Genomic DNA, 18,074 nt, shown 5'->3' with positions numbered 1-18,074 from the left:
AGCTATGACCCTTCTCTGCCCTTCCCGTTGAGAGGTCCTACGGCAAGCCCTGACCCGAATTCCTCTGAAGCCAACCCGGCGCGTACCAAGAGCCCTGCCATGCTGACCGCCCAGCTTGCGGACGTCCGGCCGCCAGCCCGGCCACTCTACTTGAAACCGCGTCTGGCTCCTCCACTTTTAGAGCGTGCCAATTTCGCGAACGTGGAAGCGCCAGGCCATGAGCCTGCTGACCACAGACAATTCAACAGCGCAAATCGCCCTGCTGGAGCCGAGCGTCTTCTTCTTCGTTTTCAGATGAAGGGAGATGGAAATGGCAAAGGTTGTTTGTGTCCTCTATGACGATCCGGTCGACGGATATCCGACCACCTATGCGCGGGGCGGCCTCCCGAAGCTCAAGCGCTATCCGGGCGGCCAGACGCTTCCCGCGCCGAAGGCGATCGATTTCCAGCCGGGCGCCCTGCTCGGCAGCGTGTCCGGCGAACTGGGCCTACGGAAATTCCTCGAAAGCAACGGCCACAGCTTGGTGGTGACCTCGGACAAGGATGGTCCCGACAGCGTGTTCGAACGTGAGCTCTTGGATGCCGAGATCGTTATTTCGCAGCCCTTCTGGCCCGCCTATTTGACCGCGGAACGCATCGCCAAGGCAAACAGGCTGAGGCTCGCAATCACGGCCGGCATCGGGTCGGACCACGTTGACCTACAGGCCGCGATGGACCGCAACGTCACGGTTGCGGAGGTAACCTATTGCAACTCGATCAGCGTGTCCGAACATGTGGTCATGATGATCCTCAGCCTCGTGCGGAACTACATCCCTTCCTACCAGTGGGTCGTGAAAGGCGGCTGGAACATCGCCGATTGCGTCGCACGTTCCTATGATGTCGAGGGGATGGAGATCGGTACAGTCGGTGCCGGGCGGATCGGCAGCGCAGTGCTGCGCCGACTGAAGCCGTTCGACGTCAAGCTTCACTATACTGATCGCCACCGGCTTCCCGAGGCGGTCGAAAAGGAACTCGGTGTCACATTCCACAAGACGGCGGCGGAAATGGTGCCTATCTGCGATGTCGTTACCATCAACGCGCCGCTGCATCCGGAGACGGAAAACCTCTTCGACGACAAGATGATCGCCAGGATGAAGCTCGGCGCTTATCTGGTGAACACCGCACGCGGCAAGATCTGCAATCGGGACGCGGTTGCCCGCGCTCTCGAGACCGGGCAGCTTGCAGGCTATGCCGGCGACGTCTGGTTCCCGCAGCCTCCGCCTAAAGACCATCCCTGGCGGTCGATGCCGCATCACGGCATGACGCCGCACATCTCTGGATCATCGCTGTCCGCCCAGGCGCGTTATGCCGCCGGCACTCGCGAGATTTTGGAATGCTGGTTCGAAGGCAAGCCAATCCGCGAGGAATATCTGATCGTCGCCGGCGGCAAGCTCGCCGGCGCCGGCGCGCACGCCTACACCGCGGGAGATGCGACGCGCGGGTCTGAAGAGGCCGCAAGTTTCAAGACCTGAACGCGGCCGGCGATTCCGGACGCCCTCCGGACGGCCGCACAGCTGCGGGGTGCGTGGTTGGTGTCTCTCGGACTTCGGTGGTGCATTCGCCCGATGGCCTGCATCGCCGTAACGCCCGAATGGTGGCCGGGCGGGCCGCGTCAAATCATTAGGAGCAGAAACTGGCGGCAGAGCCTGAACGAAGATCACCGACACCGTTGCGGTGCTCAAAGGGCTTGGCCAGGCTAGTGGCGAAAATCCGACGCTTTGGTACCCGAAATCGTCACAGCACATGGCGCAGGCGCCGACCTTTAGCATTAGGGCTCACTCTGATGCTCCGGCACACGTGACTGCGGATGCCATCGACCAATTGCAGGTACTGGCGTAAGCATGCCGTGGCGACGGATTCTGTCTCGTGCGCTAACCTTGATTTGCGGCCTGGATGCAGCCCAGAGCGTCAAGCCGAGAGCTTGATGCTCCAGTTCTCAGTTTCATCCTCTTTGGTGAGCCACCACATCGAAATCACCGATTCCTAAGGCTGTCCCGGAAACATGGCCGGGACAAAAAGAGAGAACTGCTCGCGCCAGCCCGCTGGTAGCAAACTAATTCGCCCGTGAACGCGCAGTTTTGGCACGAAGCGGAGGACTGGGTCGGGTTGGAAAGTGGAGGCTCGGGGAAGCACTCCGGCGGTGGCTGTGCCGTTTCTTTCTAGTGGCGTGCGCTGGCCTGGCGACACAGGAACATCGGATCTCGGCCCATTCTGATCGATGCCTGTGCCGGAGGAGCCCTGATCGGCACGCGATCTGAAATCTGTCCTGCGAGTTTTGACCAGGCGACGTTGCATGAGGACAATCCTGCGTGCTCGAGACCAGGCATCAGGCGGATGTGATCCGGAACGACGTCGACCGCTGCGCGCACCGTCAGCCGAAGCACCTGGCGAAGCGACCTCGGCACCAGCGGAGGCGTGTTCATGATGTCAAGGAACTGGAATACGGTCAGCGACCGCTCGAGTGTCGGTCTGGTCTTGGCAAACAGGACGTTCCACTCCACATTTGGGACCTAGGGTGCGCCGACTGCTGCAACGAGCGCCCGGGCCCCAACCGCCTGTCGAGGGCAACCGATTCGTCGGAGCGACGATATCTCGGCACAGCGCCCTGTGCTAGACTCTGAGGCGGGAGAAACGGCGGGTCGCGCCGAGCGGCCCGCACGCCTTCCTTTCAAGGGAGGATGAAATGGCCCACTATGTGCTGCTTGCCGACTTTACGGATCAGGGTGCCAAGGCAGCCAAGGACACCGTGAAGCGGTCTGAGGCATTTCGGCAAATGGCGGAGAAGAGCGGAGTGAAGGTGCAGGCGCTCTTCTGGACGCTTGGCCAGTACGACATGGTCGCGGTCGCCGAGGCGCCCGATGATAACACTGCCACGGCGCTGAGCCTTTCACTCGCGTCGCTCGGCAATGTCCGCACTCAGACATTGAGAGCGTTCGATGCCGAGGAAATGAAGAAGATCATTGCAAAGATGGTCTGAACCATCGTCATCGGATCGCGCCGGTCCGCGCAAGCGGGGCATGACGGGCCGGCGCGGCCCCTCCGCTGTGGCTAGAGCACGAAGAACCCAATCGTTGCGAGTGCCATGGCTGCCACCACCAGGGCGCTGTCAGCCGACCCGTGATGCGCGGGCTCCTGACCATCATCACCATCATTGCCATCAGTGGCGTAACGAGGATGCCGTTGATGACAGCGCTCCAGTGGAGGGCGCGGATCGGATAGAGCGCGGTGAAGCTGAGAGCGATGCTGCCGAGGGTCGCTGCGGCAATCGTGGCATAGAAGGCCTTGGCCTCGCGCGGGCGCCGATCGAGGCCCTCCGGCCAGCGGAACATCTCCGCCACGGCATAGGCGGCCGAGCCCGCGATCTGCGGACTTCGCGCCTTCGGCACGCCGACGAAAGCTCTCTGTGGCCTGAAATGTCCGATCTCGCTTGACCCGTGGGCTACTACCGCCCTAGCGGTTGTAGACGACATACGCCAACGAAAGATGAGGCCCAGATGAGAGCCCTGCGCGTTCTTTCAGATGCCTTCATCCCCGAACTCCCGAACCACTACAGAGGCAAGGTCCGCGAGAATTACGATCTGCCGGACGGCCGCCGGATCATCATCGCCACTGATCGCCTGAGTGCCTTCGATGTCATCTTGACCGCGATTCCGTTCAAGGGAGAGCTTCTGACCCAGACGGCTCGCTACTGGTTCGAAGAAACCGCCGACATCTGCCCGAACCATGTGCTCGACTATCCGGACCCCAATGTCGTCGTCGGTACCCGGCTCGACATTCTGCCGGTCGAAATCGTCGTTCGCGGCTATCTCGCCGGCACCACCAGCACATCGATCCTGACGAAATACAAGAGCGGCGAACGCGACATGTACGGTATCCGCCTACCGGAGGGCCTTCGCAATAATGAGAAACTTCCCGAGGCGATCATCACACCGACCAGTAAGGCTCTCGATGGTGGCCATGACCAACCGTTGTCCCCAACCGAAGTCCTCGCGCAGGGCCTGTTGACGGAAGAACAATGGAACGTTGTCTCCCGCTATGCGCTGTCGCTGTTCGCGCGCGGCCAGGCGCGCGCCGCCGAACGCGGTTTGATCCTTGTCGACACGAAATACGAGCTCGGCACGGATAAGGACGGGACGATCGTTCTTGCCGATGAAATCCATACGCCTGACAGCAGCCGCTACTGGCTTGCAGAAAGCTACGAGGAGAGTTTCAAAAAAGGCGAGCGGCCGCGCAGCTTTGACAAAGATTTCATCCGCGCCTGGGTGACGGCGCGCTGCGATCCTTACAAGGACCCGATTCCGGAAATCCCAGCCGAGCTCATCGAGCAGACGTCGCGAGTCTATATACAAGCCTACGAAGCCATCACCGGGAAAGTCTTCGTCCCCGATCTTTCCGGCGCGACGGTGCTGGACCGCATTCGGAAGAATCTGGAGCCTTACTTCCGATGATGGTGCGACGATCGCCATGCGCGAGGCCGCGCCGCCAGTCTGACCCGCCCACAATGAGCATACCCGTCGTGATGGGACTTCCGCTTTGGGTCGGATCGCGACCTTCGCTGCGTCCAAGGCAATGTCCGGAGTTGGCGCAACTACGACCTCCCGGTGGGTCGTCAGGGATGTCTGCTTTCAGGCACCGGCAGAGTTGCCCTCTACGGCTGACATCGTGAACAAAGCTTGCGTTCCGCTTTGGGGCCGAGCGGACTGGCGGCTTCGAGGCTCGGATAGTCAAAAGCAGACCGTCAGGCGCCCTGCATGCATTGTCGTGAGCCGACACAATGCGGAGTATGGAATTGCCTTTTGTCGGTTGGCCAATTGCTGGAGGCAATCATCCGACCGGTTTTGCCCACCACGATCAGGGTTCAGCGATATGATCTGGTTCTCGACCACCTCGTGTGGTCGTTTCCGTAGGTTCAGCAGGAAATCAGTCGCGCTGCTGGGAGTCATCATCCGTTCGTTTGGCTTGCCACTCGTAGTCGTCGACGAGTTCGTTCAGCGCCTCGGCAGTGTGCGGATACTCGAAGGCAATTCCTTGGCCCAGCCCCGATAACGTTGCCGCCTTGCACCGCTCCAGTTGTCGCGTCGCCTGCAAGCGAGTCCTAACGCCGCACAGGTTTGCCTTGCCAAGAGGGATCCCTCCAGCATGGGTTTACTCTGAAAGAGGTCGAGCGTCTCTCGCGCGGACTCCGCCGGCCGCGCAGTGGGTCGTCTGAAAATCACGAATGAACCACTTGCGTGATGGCGACGTTTGACCACCATCTCTGTGAACCCCCTCACAGACGATGAAGAGGGTTCGGCACAAATGTGACCTGCGGAAACCGACACCTGTAATTTCGATCAGCCTCCGCGTTTTTATAATGCAGTTTGAACCTGGAGCGAACAGATGCGGATCTCGTTTGTCTGCAGTGCAATTTTTGCCGCCACGGCATTCGCCGCTCCGGCAATGGCGACTACTGATGCCTATGTCCTTGTCGAGACCCTGCCCGGCGCTGCCGTCGACACAAATTGGGGCTTCGACCAGTGCAAAGGACTGCCTCACAGCTTCCGGCCAAACGAGATGGTCGTCCAGATCGGATGCGATGATCTGGCCAGCCTGAACAAGGCTGTCGGCACGGACATCCCAGCGATGCAAGGCGTCAAGCGCGTCACGTTGTGGATGCTGGGAACCGGTCAGTAATATATCGACGTAAATAGCTGATTTTATTCCAGCATTGTTTTCGAACGGCGCTTTTTTGGTGATGGATTCTGATATGGTCCGATTTGAGCAACAATATAATTGTTTTCTTGGCAGATGATGGAATTTCCAAGACAAAATCAAGGCACTCAACTTTAGTTGTAATAGAATTGAAGGTGTAAACAAATTAATAGCTTACGGAATAGTCCATTCAGACAAATGGAGGCTCCAATAGCTAAAGCGGCAGCGTTCGCAAGTCACCGTTTTCACCGTGGCCCAAAAGACGCATCGTCTGGCGGATGCTTGTGTCGCGAACGCTCAATCGGTCGACGAACAGAGTCTGCACGCCCAAAGCTGGTCTCACGGTGCCGACGCGAGAAAGCCCAGACGTTAACGAACAGTTAACTACATCGCAACTTCAGTTAACGATAAATAAAAATGTCACACGCATTGCATTTATCGCTAAAATATCCTATTCTACCTACTTTACAGAAGTTAGTCAGCAAATACATATTCGCGTTGCACTGAGCAGCGGGGGGGGCTTGCTGTGTCAAGCTTTTTCAAGCACTTAGATAAGCTCACAATATTTCTAGTGCCTGCTGCCGCTGGACTTGCAACGTCTGGTGGTATCTTGCCAGCGGCTGGGCAACAGATATGCGGCGCCGCAATTGCCGGTTGCGATTTGCAGTCCGACGCGGCGTGCCTGGAACGCACCTACGCGTGCGGCGAGTACGACACCGTTATCCAATCCCTCTTCGTCGAGCGGTTCGAACCGACGCCCGACCAGAAATACTTCGTCGGCGCATCGTTCTACGGCCGCCATATCCGCGAACGCGCCGCCGGCGTGCAGTGCGAGATGGTGAAGTTTTCGCGCGAATACCTGACCGACTACCTGTCCGGCGCCGAGGCCGAGTTCACCACCAGCGGCTCGTTCGGCACGATGCGGCAGATGGATCAGATCTACCACGCCGCAAAGATGCTGACCGACCTCGGCGACGTCACAGGGTGCCCGGAATCGGCGCTTACGCGCGCCACCGTCGAGGACATTGCCCGCAGCGAGGCCGTCCGCTACGCACGCTCGGTGTTCCTGCAGCCGCCCGAGGAAGCCCGTTCCGCGTTCGGCACACTACAGCTGGCGTTGAGAAGCTTTGTCAGCCGGGCGTCCGACCTCGAAACGGGCATCGCGCTCCGCCGTGTCGAGATCAAGTCGGCGGATACGCATTTGAAGGCGATCCGTGCCATTTTCGCCGAGATCTTCGGGCCGGTGACCGGGGCCGGCGCGACCTTGGTCGCCAACACCGCGATTCTCGACGGGCTGGCGACGAAGACGCAGCAGATGCTTCGCTCGGTCGAGGTCTCCGAGGCAGAGTTCAAGCGGGCGCTGGGCAACGTCACGCCCGAGCAATACGCCAACCTCAATCGCGACACGGTCGCCAGCGCCGAGGATTTTCTCAAGGTCTCCGCTTTCCACATCAACATGATCGGGGTGCTTTTGCCGACCGATACGGCAAAGCCGTTCTGGCGGCTTGACGCCGAGGTCCATGCCGACAACGCGGCACAGGGCGCGTTCAACGATCTCGCCAAGATCAAGGCCGACTGGAAGGCACACGGCGTTGCGACCGGGATCTGCGCCCAGGCGGGCGCGGCCGACAGGGTATGGTACTGCCGATGATCAGGATGCGAAACGTCGCGTGGTGCCTAATCGTCGGTTGCGGCGTGGCCGGCACGGCAAACGCCGCCTCGATTCTAGAGCGCGCCTACACATCCGAGAAACTCGACGGCTTCTGGAACGCTACGCTTTCGAACGCGACGCCCGACGCCAGCCGTTTCAATCTGCTCGCGCCGGGTCCCGGCGCCGTCGAACCGAGCTACGAGGCGAGGCAACCCGATTTCGGCCTGCCCTTCGGCGGCGAAGTGATCGGTGAGGCGTCGGCTGCCTCCGGAGGCAGCCGCAACATCGGCTTTCCGGTCATCCCGCTTTCTGCCGACGACGCCTCGGTGCTGGTGCGACGCCTCGCCTGGGCGGAGATCTACCTCAGCCGCTACCGGTTCTTCGCCCCGGTCTCGACCGATAGCGCCGAAGAGCTCGCCGCCCTCGCCGGCCGCCAATACGCCGCCGGCGTCGAGGCCTATCTGATTACCGGGCGGCTCTACTTCTCCGGGGCCGACCTGCCGGAGAAATGCCGGCATCTGACACGAATGAACGAGATCGATGCAGGGCCGTTGTCAGGCGCGCGCGCGGATGCGCTGCCCGCCGCCTGGCGCCCGCTGTTCCCGATCGTCGAGGCCGTGCGCGCGCGGCTCGGCTCGGATGCGCTGGCCAAGCTGGTCTGTTCGGCCAAGCCGGTGCGCGGGCGAGCCGAGACGACCAAGCTGATCGAGACGCGGGTGCGCGAGCAGATCGTCAAGGCGGTCAGGACCAAGGTCGACGATACGCTGAGCCTGATGAACGCCACGTCGACCGAGTACCAGTCGCTGGTCAACGAGATGGACGTGTCGATCAAATCGGCCGAGGTGATGGAGCTGGAGCGCGTACTCGGCAACGCGCAGGCCAACATGGTGCTCGTCAAGGAAGATCAGCTGAAAGCGGCCGAGACGATCGCCACGCTGCAGGCCATTGATCTTTCCAGCCTCAACCAGCCGGATTCGCTGAAGGAGTTCGAAGACGGCAAAGCAAGGATGGGGCAGATCGTCGGGCAGATCGAAGGCGTGATGTCAGCCCTGTCCGGCCTCGGGCATGTCGTCGACGATCCGGCGATCACCGCAGAGCTTTCGTCCTGCACAGGACTGGCCGGAGCGTATTCGGCGCTCGACCTCACGCTCGACACCGGCACGCTGAGCGCAAAGATCAACGGTCCATACGAAGAGTGCATCAACCATGCGCGGGCGATCGTCGCGCGGTTCCAGAATCCATCGCTTTCGAAGGCGCAGATGGCCGAACTTGCCCGGCAGGTGCGCCAGATTTCCGAGGTTCTTCTGGCGACGAGGCAACCATGAGGCGGTTCTTCCTGCTTTGCGGACTGATCGCAGGTATCGTCCTCGGCACCGCCGTAACGGCGCGCGCCCAAGACTGCATGGCGCTCGACATCGACGCGGCGGCCGGCCATGCCGGCGAGTTGACCACCCTGCTCAAGATCGCCAACTTCCGCGCGGACGTAAAATACATGGGAGCGGTCGCCACCGAACTCGAACAGTTCCTGACGACCTGCGGCGACGAGGCGACCGGGCGACTGGCGATCGTCTGCGATTTCGACTGCCACCTGCAGCTCGGACGCTACCGCCTGTTCCTCGCCGCCGACATGCCTTTCCTGTCGTCGGCAAGCGGGGTCAGCCGCAACGATACGCCGGTTTCGCCGCAGGCGGCGCAAGAATTCGGCCGGCAAGGCATCGAGATTGTCGATCGGGGGCTGCGCATCCTGGCCCGACAACAAGGCGGTGACCACGGCACCGCGGCGGGCGAGGATGCCAGCTGCCGCACCTTTGTGCGGCAGCTGACGGCGCTGTCCTCGCTGAAGATCCAGCTTTTGATGAACACCGGCGACGTCTGGTACCAGACCGTCTCGGAGGCGCGCGTCAAGGCGCTCGATTTCCTGGTGAGCGACAGCCTGGGCGCTGTCGGAGGCGCCGGCCTCGACAGCCAACCCAACCTTTCCAAGGCCTACACCAATTACGAGGCCGCGATGTGGGTGCTGGTCGAGACGCAAATGGATATTCCGAGCGAGTCCACCTACGACGACCTGCGCGCCGACCTGCTCTTGCAACAGAGCGACCTGGACGCGCGCATGGACAGCGTGAAAAAGGGCTTCCTGTTCCTCAACATCGACCCCATGCAGTTTACAACGATCCCGTTCGAGGAACTGCAGCAGGCACTGACCGAAAGCGAACAGCGGCTGGCCGAGGTCGAGCGCAATGTCGAGACGCTGGTTGAGCGCTGGTATGCCAACAAGGAGGGCGAAGCGACCCGCGCTCTCGACGAGGAGCGGACGGTCCGCAGCCAGGAAGTCAACCTGATCGCCCACAAAATCGGCAAGCTGGAGCACGAGGCGCAAACCTTCGCCACCACGGTCCAGCAGGAGATCAGCGCGGTCGACGCCGAGAAGGACACCTTCGGCTATCGCCAACAGATCAGGACGCTGGAGATCGAGCTGGCCACCAAGATCGCCGAGTTCGAGAATCAGCGCCGCCAGATCAACGACAGGCAGGAACTCGATCTGATCGTGCTGTCGAAAGAGGCCGAAATAGAGCGGCGAAACGAGCTGCGCTGGCTGCTGAACTGGGAAATGACGCAGATGAACCTCGATCTGCAGATTTCCTCGCTCCAGAGCCAGATCACTGAATATGCACGCCAGAGCGAGCGCAACGCCAACCAGCTCGAACAATCGGTCCGACAGCGGCAGATCCTGCAGACACAGATCGCCAACAACCAGAGTGCGATCGCCCGCGCCAACGACGCGATCACCGAACTGCAGCTACGCCAGACCGACCTCTACAAGCGCCGCCGGGCTGTCGACCGCGAGCAGCTTTGCGGCATTGAGAACCAGCTCGCCCTGGTCGGAGAGACGGCCGACCATCCGTTCACGCCGCTGGTTGCGGGCGAACAGCCGTGCCAGACAGTGACGCCGGCCTTCACGCGCAAACAATACGTTGCCCAGATGTGCGGCCCGGACGGACAGTCGGGCCTGCGCGCTCAGCTCGTCAACACGCAGACCCAGGCCAGGGCGTTCCTGATGAAATGCGTCATCGGTGATGCCGACTTCGCCGACGTCGAGCCGCTGATGGCCGACCAGCAAATGATCACGTCGAACATCTCGCTGCCGCAGGAACTGGCGAACGTCAGTTGTGGTTCTTTCTCCCAGACGGAAACCGACTTCGCCAAGAAACTCTACGAAGCCGAGCGGGACGTCTATGCGAAGAAGAAGGCGGACCTTGAGGAGGCGCGCGATCAGGTCGACGGACAGCTGACGGAAGTGATTGGCTGGTTCGCGGCGTTCAACGGAACCACCCAGGCCGCACAGATCATCCTGACGTCGGTGCATGCCGCCTACTCGGCCGCCGCCGCGGTTCCCGAGATCATCGCCTGCGCGTGTGGCCTGGCCAGCGGCGTCGGGACAAAGGTGGACGCGTCCAAACCGGTCAGGGCAGCCCTGGAAGCGGCCCAATCGATCCTGTCGACGATCATCGCCACCGGGCAAATCACGCAGGCGAACATCAACGAAATCAATAGCTTGAAACAGCGCCTCACGCAGTTGCGCCAGGTGATCGAGGAGCTCGACCTCGACAAGGCGCTCAAAGCGAGGGCGCTGGTCGACACGCATTTCCAATTGGCCGGCCGGCTGGCGCAAGGGGCGGAGGACATCAAGGAACTGGCGCTGCAAGGCTCGATGGCCGCGGTCGACTGCCAGAGCCAAGATCTCGGCATCGACGAGCAGGTGGCGAGGCTCAAGTCCGATCACGAACGCATCCTCGCCGGGCTCGATCTTCAGGCGCGCGAGAACGACTTGCTGAGTTTCCAGATCACCGACCAGCAGCGCACGATTGACAGGCTGACCAACGAGATCGCGATCCTCAATCTGGAACTCGACAAGCTGTCTCTGTCCGAGGCCCAGCTCAACCAGGACAATGCGCGCGTCGCCGAACTGGTCGCGGCAACCAACGGCCGCATCGAGCGCGTGCGCGCCGCGCAGACGACGGTGGCCGGCCTTGCCGAGGAATCCAACGCCTCGACCAACCTGATCAACGAACTGCGCGACCGGCAGAAGGACAAGATGCTGGCGCTCAACGATGCCGAGCTCGCCTTCGTCGAGCAGCGCATCACACAGTCGCGCGGCAATACCGAGGAACTCGTCGCGGGCCTGAACAAGGCCAAGGATCTCGGCCTGAAGAGCCGCGCGCTGCAGGACAGCATCCTGAAATTCCAGGGCAACATCCAGGCCGAGGTGACCAAGCAGCAGGACGACATGACAAAGCTCGTCACCCAGATCGACGATCCGGCGACGCGCAAGAACCTGTTCATCGCGACCCAGGACACCGTCGCCGACCTGATGAAGGGCATCCCCGAATATCTTGTGACCAAGCGGCGCGTGCTCGAAACCGCCAACCGGCTGATGCACCTGATGCGGCGCCGCTTCGAAGTGGTGCAGGCCTTCACCGGCGAGACGACGACCGTGCCCGTGGTCTATGTGCGCAACGCAACCCAGCTCCAGGCGATGATCGACGACATCGTCGCCAAGCGCTTCTTCGACGAGCGGCAGATCAATATCGATGTCGCCCAGATCGTCGTGCCCGCCAATTCCGGTTTCGCCCGCAAGCTGGCACTCGACGAGAACGTCGAGTTCGAGGTTTCGCCCTTCGCATCGACCGACGCGCTGATGAAGGCAAACGGATATTTCTCGCTGTGGGCGCCCAACAAATTCCGCGAGCGCAAGAACCTGACGCTGATCGATGTCTTCGTCGGCACCGACTACCAGTGCACGGGGGCGCAGTGGAACCGCTTCGCCTTGCAGCACCGCGGCAGCGGCTTCGTCTTCAAGCCGCTGACCAAAGGGGCGAGCGAGGTCCGCGCCGATATCTCGGTCGGGCCGGAGCGGGTGGCATTGCAGACCTTCTTCAACCAGGCCGACAGCGGCGACGAGATTAGCCGGATCATCCGCTACTGGGTGCAGGACCGCTACCAGGCGCGCAAATTCCCGCGCGCGCCCGGACCGTCGAACGACACCAGCCTGATCCTGCCTTATCTCGGCGCGCCGCTGATCGGCTCGTACCGGCTGTCGCTGCAGCCGAGCGACTGCCCGTTCGACGGCGCCGTGTTCACCCTCTATTTCATTTTCGCGAGCGCGCCATGAGAGCCATCGCCGCCATGGCTGCGCTCATTCTGGCGCTGGACTCGACGGGAGCGGCGGCGCGCGACCTCTTCGTCGACAATCTCGCCGGCTATACGATCGAATCGCGTGTTCTCGACGCGCCCAACTGCGAAGGCCCAGGCATTCCAGACGGCGCGCTGAAGACCTTCGAGCAAGGCCTCTGCGTCTTTCACCGGCCGGCCCGCAGTCCCGACGACAGCCAACGCGCGGCCAAGCTGATGCAGGAGGCGCAGACACGCGGACTGCCGCCCGTCCACCAGCAACTCGCCGGGCTGGTTTCAGGCCTGGCGAACTGCGCGGAAGCCACGCGTCATCTCGACGCCTACCGCGCTTCGGGCAACCAGAGCCGGATGGAGCAGACGCTGTTCTGCCGCGACCGCCGCCACAGCCAGGCCGACCTGAACGCGATCGAGTGGAACCATGCCCTGTTCGAGTATGCCGACGGGCTCGGTTCGGGCCGGACGCTCGACCAGCGCCTGGCCGAGATGAGCGCCTGCCAGGCCGGGCCGCTGAGCAGTGATTTCGACGCCCAGTGCGGCCTGATCTCCAACCTGTCCGACACCGAGATCGACGCCTTCGCCGACGCGGCGGCCGGCAAGGTGATCGAGAGTTACTTCGCCGGCGTCGAGAGCCCGATCACGGCGATGTTTTCGCGCAAGCTGAAGCGCGCCGAGGGCCTGGTGCAGAGTTCGCGCGCCGGCATCGACGACATCAAGCAGGGCGCAGACGCCGTCAACAAGGAATACGCCGCGCTGAACCAGGTCTACGAGGCGGCGCGCGACACGAAGATGGGCCCGATCTACAGCGCCTATCGCGAGGCGATCCTGAGGGCGACCTCGATCCTCGACGAGTTCGACCGCTGGAAAGGCGGGCTGTTCATAACCTCTGAAAACATCAATCTGATGCCAAAAATTGTCGAGCGGTCGGGCGAGATCTTGGGCGAGAAGACGCGCGTCGAGGGCCTCGCCTTCGACGCCAAGGCGAGCGCGCTGGTCGCCGACATCAAGCGCATCATCAATGCCGACTCCGAGAACCGCGCTGCGGTCGCCGCCCTGTGCCGCATCTACTTCTGCGAACTGACCAACCGTCGCGCGATGGCCGACGTCATCCGCACCTGCCGCCGGCCGGCGCTCGCCAACAATCCGCTGTGCGTCGGCCAGAACGGGCAGATCACCAATGGAACGCTGACCGTCGATTTCCAGGGGTCGCACTCGATCCCGGTCAAGGAGCTGTGCCAGTCGGCCGGCCTCGATCCATTGATGACCGAGGTCAACATGGACCCCGCCCGCGCCGCAAGCTGCCTGAGCGAATTGCGATGAGACAGGCGGCCGCCCTCCTCACCCTGTTTCTCGCCGGCGCTTCGGCGGCCCGCGCCGAGCCGCAGCTCGCCGCTTTCGTCACCAACCAGAACACCGATGTCTTTGTCGCGCTTTTCGACGGCAAGGCGGTGGAACTCGCCGGCTGCGCCAGCCCGGGTCAGGCCAAGCGCATGCTGCACCTGCCGGACACCGCCGCCATCGCGGAGGCGACGCTGGCCAAGCTGCAAGCTGAAAACAGCTTCGGTGGGCAGCCGCGGCTGCCGTGCTCCGGCACGGCATTCGATATCGACTGGCCGGCGACGACCGCGATCTGGGCCGATGTCGAGGCATCGGGCAACTACTATCTCCCCTCCCCCTCGGGCAGCGGCTATTTCGCCGTGCCCACCGCCTGCGCCGAGATCAAGGCGGCGCTCGCCATCCGCGAGCGGCTGCAACTGCCGGGCGTGCTTAAGGGATTTTCCGCGCCGCCCGACGTCGGCAGACCCTTCGTGCTCGACTGCGGGCGCGGCGATCTCGGCGGCCCATCGGACGCAGCGGCGACGGGCGTGGCCCGCTGGAGCCTGCACCGGTTCGAAACCTTCCTCAGCGCCGAAAGCATTGGCGACACGGTCTATGTCGCGCGCTACACGCCGCCGGGCGAGGGCGCGCAGCCTTCCTACCTTCCGATCTTGCGACTGGACGGCAAGGCGACGCGCGACATCATCGTCGATGCGGCGGCAGCGGAAGCGGCCGAGACGAAGCTGCGGGCATTCTTCGGCATCGCCGAGGCCGAGGCCGTCACCCTGCTCGGCGCCGATGCAGTGGCGGCGCTTCGTTCGGCGCCCTTCGTTGACCTTTGTCTGTCGAATTGCGATGGCTATCAGCGCCAGCACGCGGCCTTCGCGCAGCCGGGCATCGACCTCGGCCTGTCGCCGCTGCTCGCCGGCCGGTCCATCACCTCGCTCGACCCTCTCGGCAATGCACGGCTGGACTGGACCTTCGCGGAAGGGCGGAGCCTGTCCTTCACCGGCTGCCCGCTTCTGACTTCGGCGCTCGGCCTTTCCGCCCCCGGCATCGGCAACTGGATGGGCGAGACGGATCGCGCGCTGAGCGCCGCTCCGCCGCCGGGTACCGGCTTCGACTGCCGGGGTTCGGCCAGCGATACCTGCGTTCGCCGCATCAATGACGGCGGCACGTTGACGTTGGCGCAATTTTCCGCCGAGGGCGATTGCGCGGGGCGGGCAAATCTCAGGCTCGAACTGCCCGCATCGGTCAAGACGCAACAGACGCTGATCCTGAAGGGATTGCCGTTCAGGACGGTGCATATGGCGCCGGCCCCCGGCGTCGCGCGCACGCGGCTCGTCGGCACCGCCAGCAGGGTGCCGGCCGGCACGTCGTCGTGCATCCTGTCCGCGACCGGCGTCATCATCGTCGCGGACGCGTTGCCGCGGCTCGAACTCGAGCGGATCGACCTGGCGCGGGCGGCCGATCAAACCACCGACGAGGTCGTCGCCGTGATCGCGCAAAACGGCGCGGTCGCACTCGACGACGTGACGATCGGCACCGTAGCGGACGGACTGTCGCCGATGGCGCGCGGCGCATCGCTGTGCCTGGCCGATCTCTATGCGCGCGGGCTCAGAGTTGAAGCGGACATGCTGGCGATCCAGGGCGTTCGGGCACGGTTGCTGATCTCGGCCAAGGCGCCGGCCCGCTCCACCATAGCGCGCGCGCGCTTCGGCGCGGTGCTAACCTCCGACAGCCTGATGCGGATGGATTTCACAGACATCGCCGCGGCCAATCCGCTGGTGCTGCGCGGAGCGATCGTGGCGGGCCGCTCCGACGGGCTCGCGCCGGCGGCGGCGGGCCTTGTGGTTGGCTCCGCCATCCAGCTCGAGCGCGGGTCGTCTTCGAGCTTGACCACCTCGACGGTATCCGGCTTCCGCTGCGCGGTCAGTTTCGCCGACGCCGCCTCCAGCGCCAGTTTCCTGCTGCCGGGCAATGACATCGCGCGCGACAACACCAGCCGGGCCTGCGGGCCGGGCCGCTTCAGCTTGGTCGAATAGATCGGAAAGGACAACAGCCGGTGGACCGTATCGCCCGATCGCTGCTTCTGCTGCTGGCACTTTTTTGGGTGAGCGCCGTCGCTCCGGCCCGCGCCGAGGAGCCAAGGGTCGTCCTGTTCGAGGACCCGACGCTGAACGCCACCCGCCTGCACTATCCGCTGCTCATCTCCGAAGGCCGTGGCTACCGTATACGCTGCGACCACCAGGCGGACGAGGAAGCGGTGATCCGCGGACTGGGCTTCGCCACCGTCCCGTCTCAGGTGCTGAGCGCCGTCGACAACGCGGTCGTGGCGGCCGACCCCACCGCCAATCCGCTGTTGTGTCCGTCCGGGGAGAACTACCCGATCAAGGTCTTTGCGCACGACGCCGGCAGCGGGCTTGTTTACTACCTTCAGTTCCCGACCGATTTCGGCTCGACGTCCTTCTCCGACCAACTTTACATTCCCGGCTGCGCGCCGCTTGTCGCGGAACTGAAGCTCAATCTCAACCAGGCCATCGACGCCGACCCCAGCCCATTCTTCGCTGGAAAGATCCATACCATCGCATGCGTGGCGGGCGCACCTGTTGCCGGTAGGCCGCCGACCTTCGCCAGCTGGTGCATCAAGGATGACCTTGATCCGGCCCAGCGAGCGACGGTAGAGGAGCTGCTCGACCTCACGCCCGGCGGCGCCTCCGCGCTGGGCAATGCGGCGGGGTGCGCGAGCGCACAGGATTTTCTCGCGTCGAGCACGACGCTCGACCTTGCCGGACGACGGCTGACAAACCTCGAGCCGCTGGCGACGCTCACCCATCTGAGCAGCCTGACCTTGTCCGACAATGAAATCTCCGACACGCGCGATCTGGAGAAGCTGACCGAACTGACGTTCCTCGATCTGTCGCGAAACAAGATCAACAACATCAACGTGGTGGCGGCGCTGAAAAAGCTGACCGACGCCGACCTCAGCTTCAACCAGATCGCCGACCTTCGGCCGCTCGCCTCGGCGCGGGCGCTGACGCGGCTGGTTCTGGCCAACAACAAGATCACGGACGTGTCGCCGCTGCGGTTTCTGCAAGACCTCGCCACGCTCGACCTGTCTAAGAACCGGATAGCGGATGCGCGCGCGCTGATGGACCTGACCAAGCTTACCGCTCCGAACCTGCGCGCGAACCGCTTGGCAACGGTGCAGTCGGTCAGCGGCATACTGCGCTACAATCCTGCGCTGGACGGCAATCCGGTCTGCATCAGCCGGCCCGAGCAATCAACCGCGGCCTCCGGCAAGATTTTCGAAGCCTGCATCACGGGCATAAAGGAGGCCGACGTGGTGCTGGCAAACATGCAGACCGGCAAGTGCCTGGCCGTCGCCGAGGGGCGCCTCGACAACAACGCGCCGGCCGTCCAGTTCAACTGCGACGGCGACCGGTGGCGCCGCTGGAAGCTAGTAGAGGCGGACGATGGTTTTCAGCTGCAGAATGTGCAGACCGGGAAATGCCTGACGATCGCAGGCGGGGTCAGCACCGACAACAACGTTCCGGCCCTCCAGTTCGACTGCGACCAGGACGCGTCGCGGCGCTGGAAGCTGACCGCGACCGGCGACGGCTTTCAGGCCGAAAACGTGCAGACGGCGAAATGCCTGACGATCGCGGGCGGGGTGAGGACCGATGACGACATCCCGGCCCTCCAGTTCAACTGCGACCGCGATCCGTCGCGGTTCTGGAGTATACGGGCGGCCGACCCCGAGGTCGTGCTGGTGAACCGGCAAACGCAAAAGTGCCTGTCGGTCGCGGAAGGAAGAACCGACAACAATGCGCCGACGGTGCAATTCGATTGCGACGGCAGTCAATGGCAGCGCTGGAGGCTGGCCGAGACCGCCGACGGCTTCCAGGTGGCGAACGTCCAGACGGGCAAGTGCCTGACGATTGCCGGCGGGGTGAGCACCGAAAACAACGTCCCGGCCCTGCAGTTCAACTGCGACAGCGATCCGTCACGCCGCTGGAACCTGGTCGAGACCGCCGACGGAGTCCAGGCGGAGAACGTCCAGACGGGCAAGTGCCTGACCATTGCCGGCGGGGTCAGCAACCTGAACAACATCCCGGCGCTGCAGTTCACCTGCGACCGCGATCCGTCGCGCTATTGGACCATCAAGGCGCAGGAGAGATAGGAAGCCA

At 63.1% G+C, this 18,074-nt stretch carries 12 protein-coding genes; 10 read left to right on the top strand and 2 right to left on the bottom strand.

Going from position 1 to position 18,074, the window contains the following annotated elements; genetic code table 11:
• Nucleotides 1–310 precede the first annotated feature (310 nt).
• Complete coding sequence (locus tag RFN28_RS27075) at nucleotides 311–1,510, top strand: NAD-dependent formate dehydrogenase (protein ID WP_320290236.1); 1,200 nt, start codon at nucleotides 311–313, stop codon at nucleotides 1,508–1,510.
• Between the two features lie 1,211 nt (nucleotides 1,511–2,721).
• A complete protein-coding gene (locus RFN28_RS27070; RefSeq protein ID WP_320290235.1) occupies nucleotides 2,722–3,015 on the top strand; it encodes a GYD domain-containing protein in 294 nt (97 codons plus the stop codon).
• 7 nt (nucleotides 3,016–3,022) lie between these two features.
• On the opposite strand, the gene RFN28_RS27065 is transcribed toward RFN28_RS27070, so the two are convergent.
• A complete protein-coding gene (locus RFN28_RS27065; RefSeq protein ID WP_320290234.1) occupies nucleotides 3,023–3,424 on the bottom strand; it encodes a divalent metal cation transporter in 402 nt (133 codons plus the stop codon).
• Nucleotides 3,425–3,541: 117 nt separating this feature from the next.
• On the opposite strand from RFN28_RS27065, the gene RFN28_RS27060 reads away from it, so the two are divergent.
• On the top strand, nucleotides 3,542–4,486 hold the full coding sequence (locus RFN28_RS27060; RefSeq protein WP_320290250.1) for a phosphoribosylaminoimidazolesuccinocarboxamide synthase: 945 nt from the start codon (nucleotides 3,542–3,544) through the stop codon (nucleotides 4,484–4,486).
• 472 nt (nucleotides 4,487–4,958) lie between these two features.
• On the opposite strand, the gene RFN28_RS27055 is transcribed toward RFN28_RS27060, so the two are convergent.
• On the bottom strand, nucleotides 4,959–5,126 hold the full coding sequence (locus tag RFN28_RS27055; RefSeq protein ID WP_320290233.1) for a hypothetical protein: 168 nt from the start codon (nucleotides 5,124–5,126) through the stop codon (nucleotides 4,959–4,961).
• Between the two features lie 291 nt (nucleotides 5,127–5,417).
• Here RFN28_RS27055 and RFN28_RS27050 point away from each other — a divergent pair, with 291 nt between their 5' ends.
• The 7 genes from RFN28_RS27050 to RFN28_RS27020 all read left to right on the top strand — a co-directional run bounded on the left by RFN28_RS27050 (nucleotide 5,418) and on the right by RFN28_RS27020 (nucleotide 18,067).
• Nucleotides 5,418–5,711 (top strand): hypothetical protein, encoded by a 294-nt coding sequence (locus tag RFN28_RS27050; RefSeq protein WP_320290232.1) that lies wholly within the window; start codon nucleotides 5,418–5,420, stop codon nucleotides 5,709–5,711.
• Between the two features lie 679 nt (nucleotides 5,712–6,390).
• Nucleotides 6,391–7,380, top strand: a complete 990-nt coding sequence (locus RFN28_RS27045; protein WP_320290231.1) for a hypothetical protein — start codon at nucleotides 6,391–6,393, stop codon at nucleotides 7,378–7,380.
• Nucleotides 7,377–8,705, top strand: a complete 1,329-nt coding sequence (locus RFN28_RS27040) for a hypothetical protein (RefSeq protein ID WP_320290230.1) — start codon at nucleotides 7,377–7,379, stop codon at nucleotides 8,703–8,705. The genes RFN28_RS27045 and RFN28_RS27040 overlap by 4 nt, the downstream gene beginning before the upstream one ends.
• Nucleotides 8,702–12,550: a hypothetical protein gene (locus RFN28_RS27035; protein ID WP_320290229.1), complete on the top strand. Its 3,849-nt coding sequence runs from the start codon at nucleotides 8,702–8,704 to the stop codon at nucleotides 12,548–12,550. The genes RFN28_RS27040 and RFN28_RS27035 overlap by 4 nt, the downstream gene beginning before the upstream one ends.
• Nucleotides 12,547–13,887 carry a hypothetical protein gene (locus tag RFN28_RS27030; RefSeq protein ID WP_320290228.1) on the top strand — a complete coding sequence of 447 codons (1,341 nt, stop codon included), beginning with the start codon at nucleotides 12,547–12,549 and terminating at the stop codon, nucleotides 13,885–13,887. Before RFN28_RS27035 ends, RFN28_RS27030 begins: the two co-directional genes overlap by 4 nt.
• Complete coding sequence (locus RFN28_RS27025) at nucleotides 13,884–15,929, top strand: hypothetical protein (RefSeq protein WP_320290227.1); 2,046 nt, start codon at nucleotides 13,884–13,886, stop codon at nucleotides 15,927–15,929. Before RFN28_RS27030 ends, RFN28_RS27025 begins: the two co-directional genes overlap by 4 nt.
• Nucleotides 15,930–15,949: 20 nt before the next feature.
• Nucleotides 15,950–18,067 (top strand): RICIN domain-containing protein, encoded by a 2,118-nt coding sequence (locus RFN28_RS27020; RefSeq protein ID WP_320290226.1) that lies wholly within the window; start codon nucleotides 15,950–15,952, stop codon nucleotides 18,065–18,067.
• Nucleotides 18,068–18,074 lie beyond the last annotated feature (7 nt).

Source organism: Mesorhizobium album (assembly GCF_033977205.1).
Classification (GTDB): domain Bacteria; phylum Pseudomonadota; class Alphaproteobacteria; order Rhizobiales; family Rhizobiaceae; genus Mesorhizobium; species Mesorhizobium album.
Note: the sequence above shows the minus strand (reverse complement) of the source record. Positions and strands in the feature narration are given on the sequence as shown.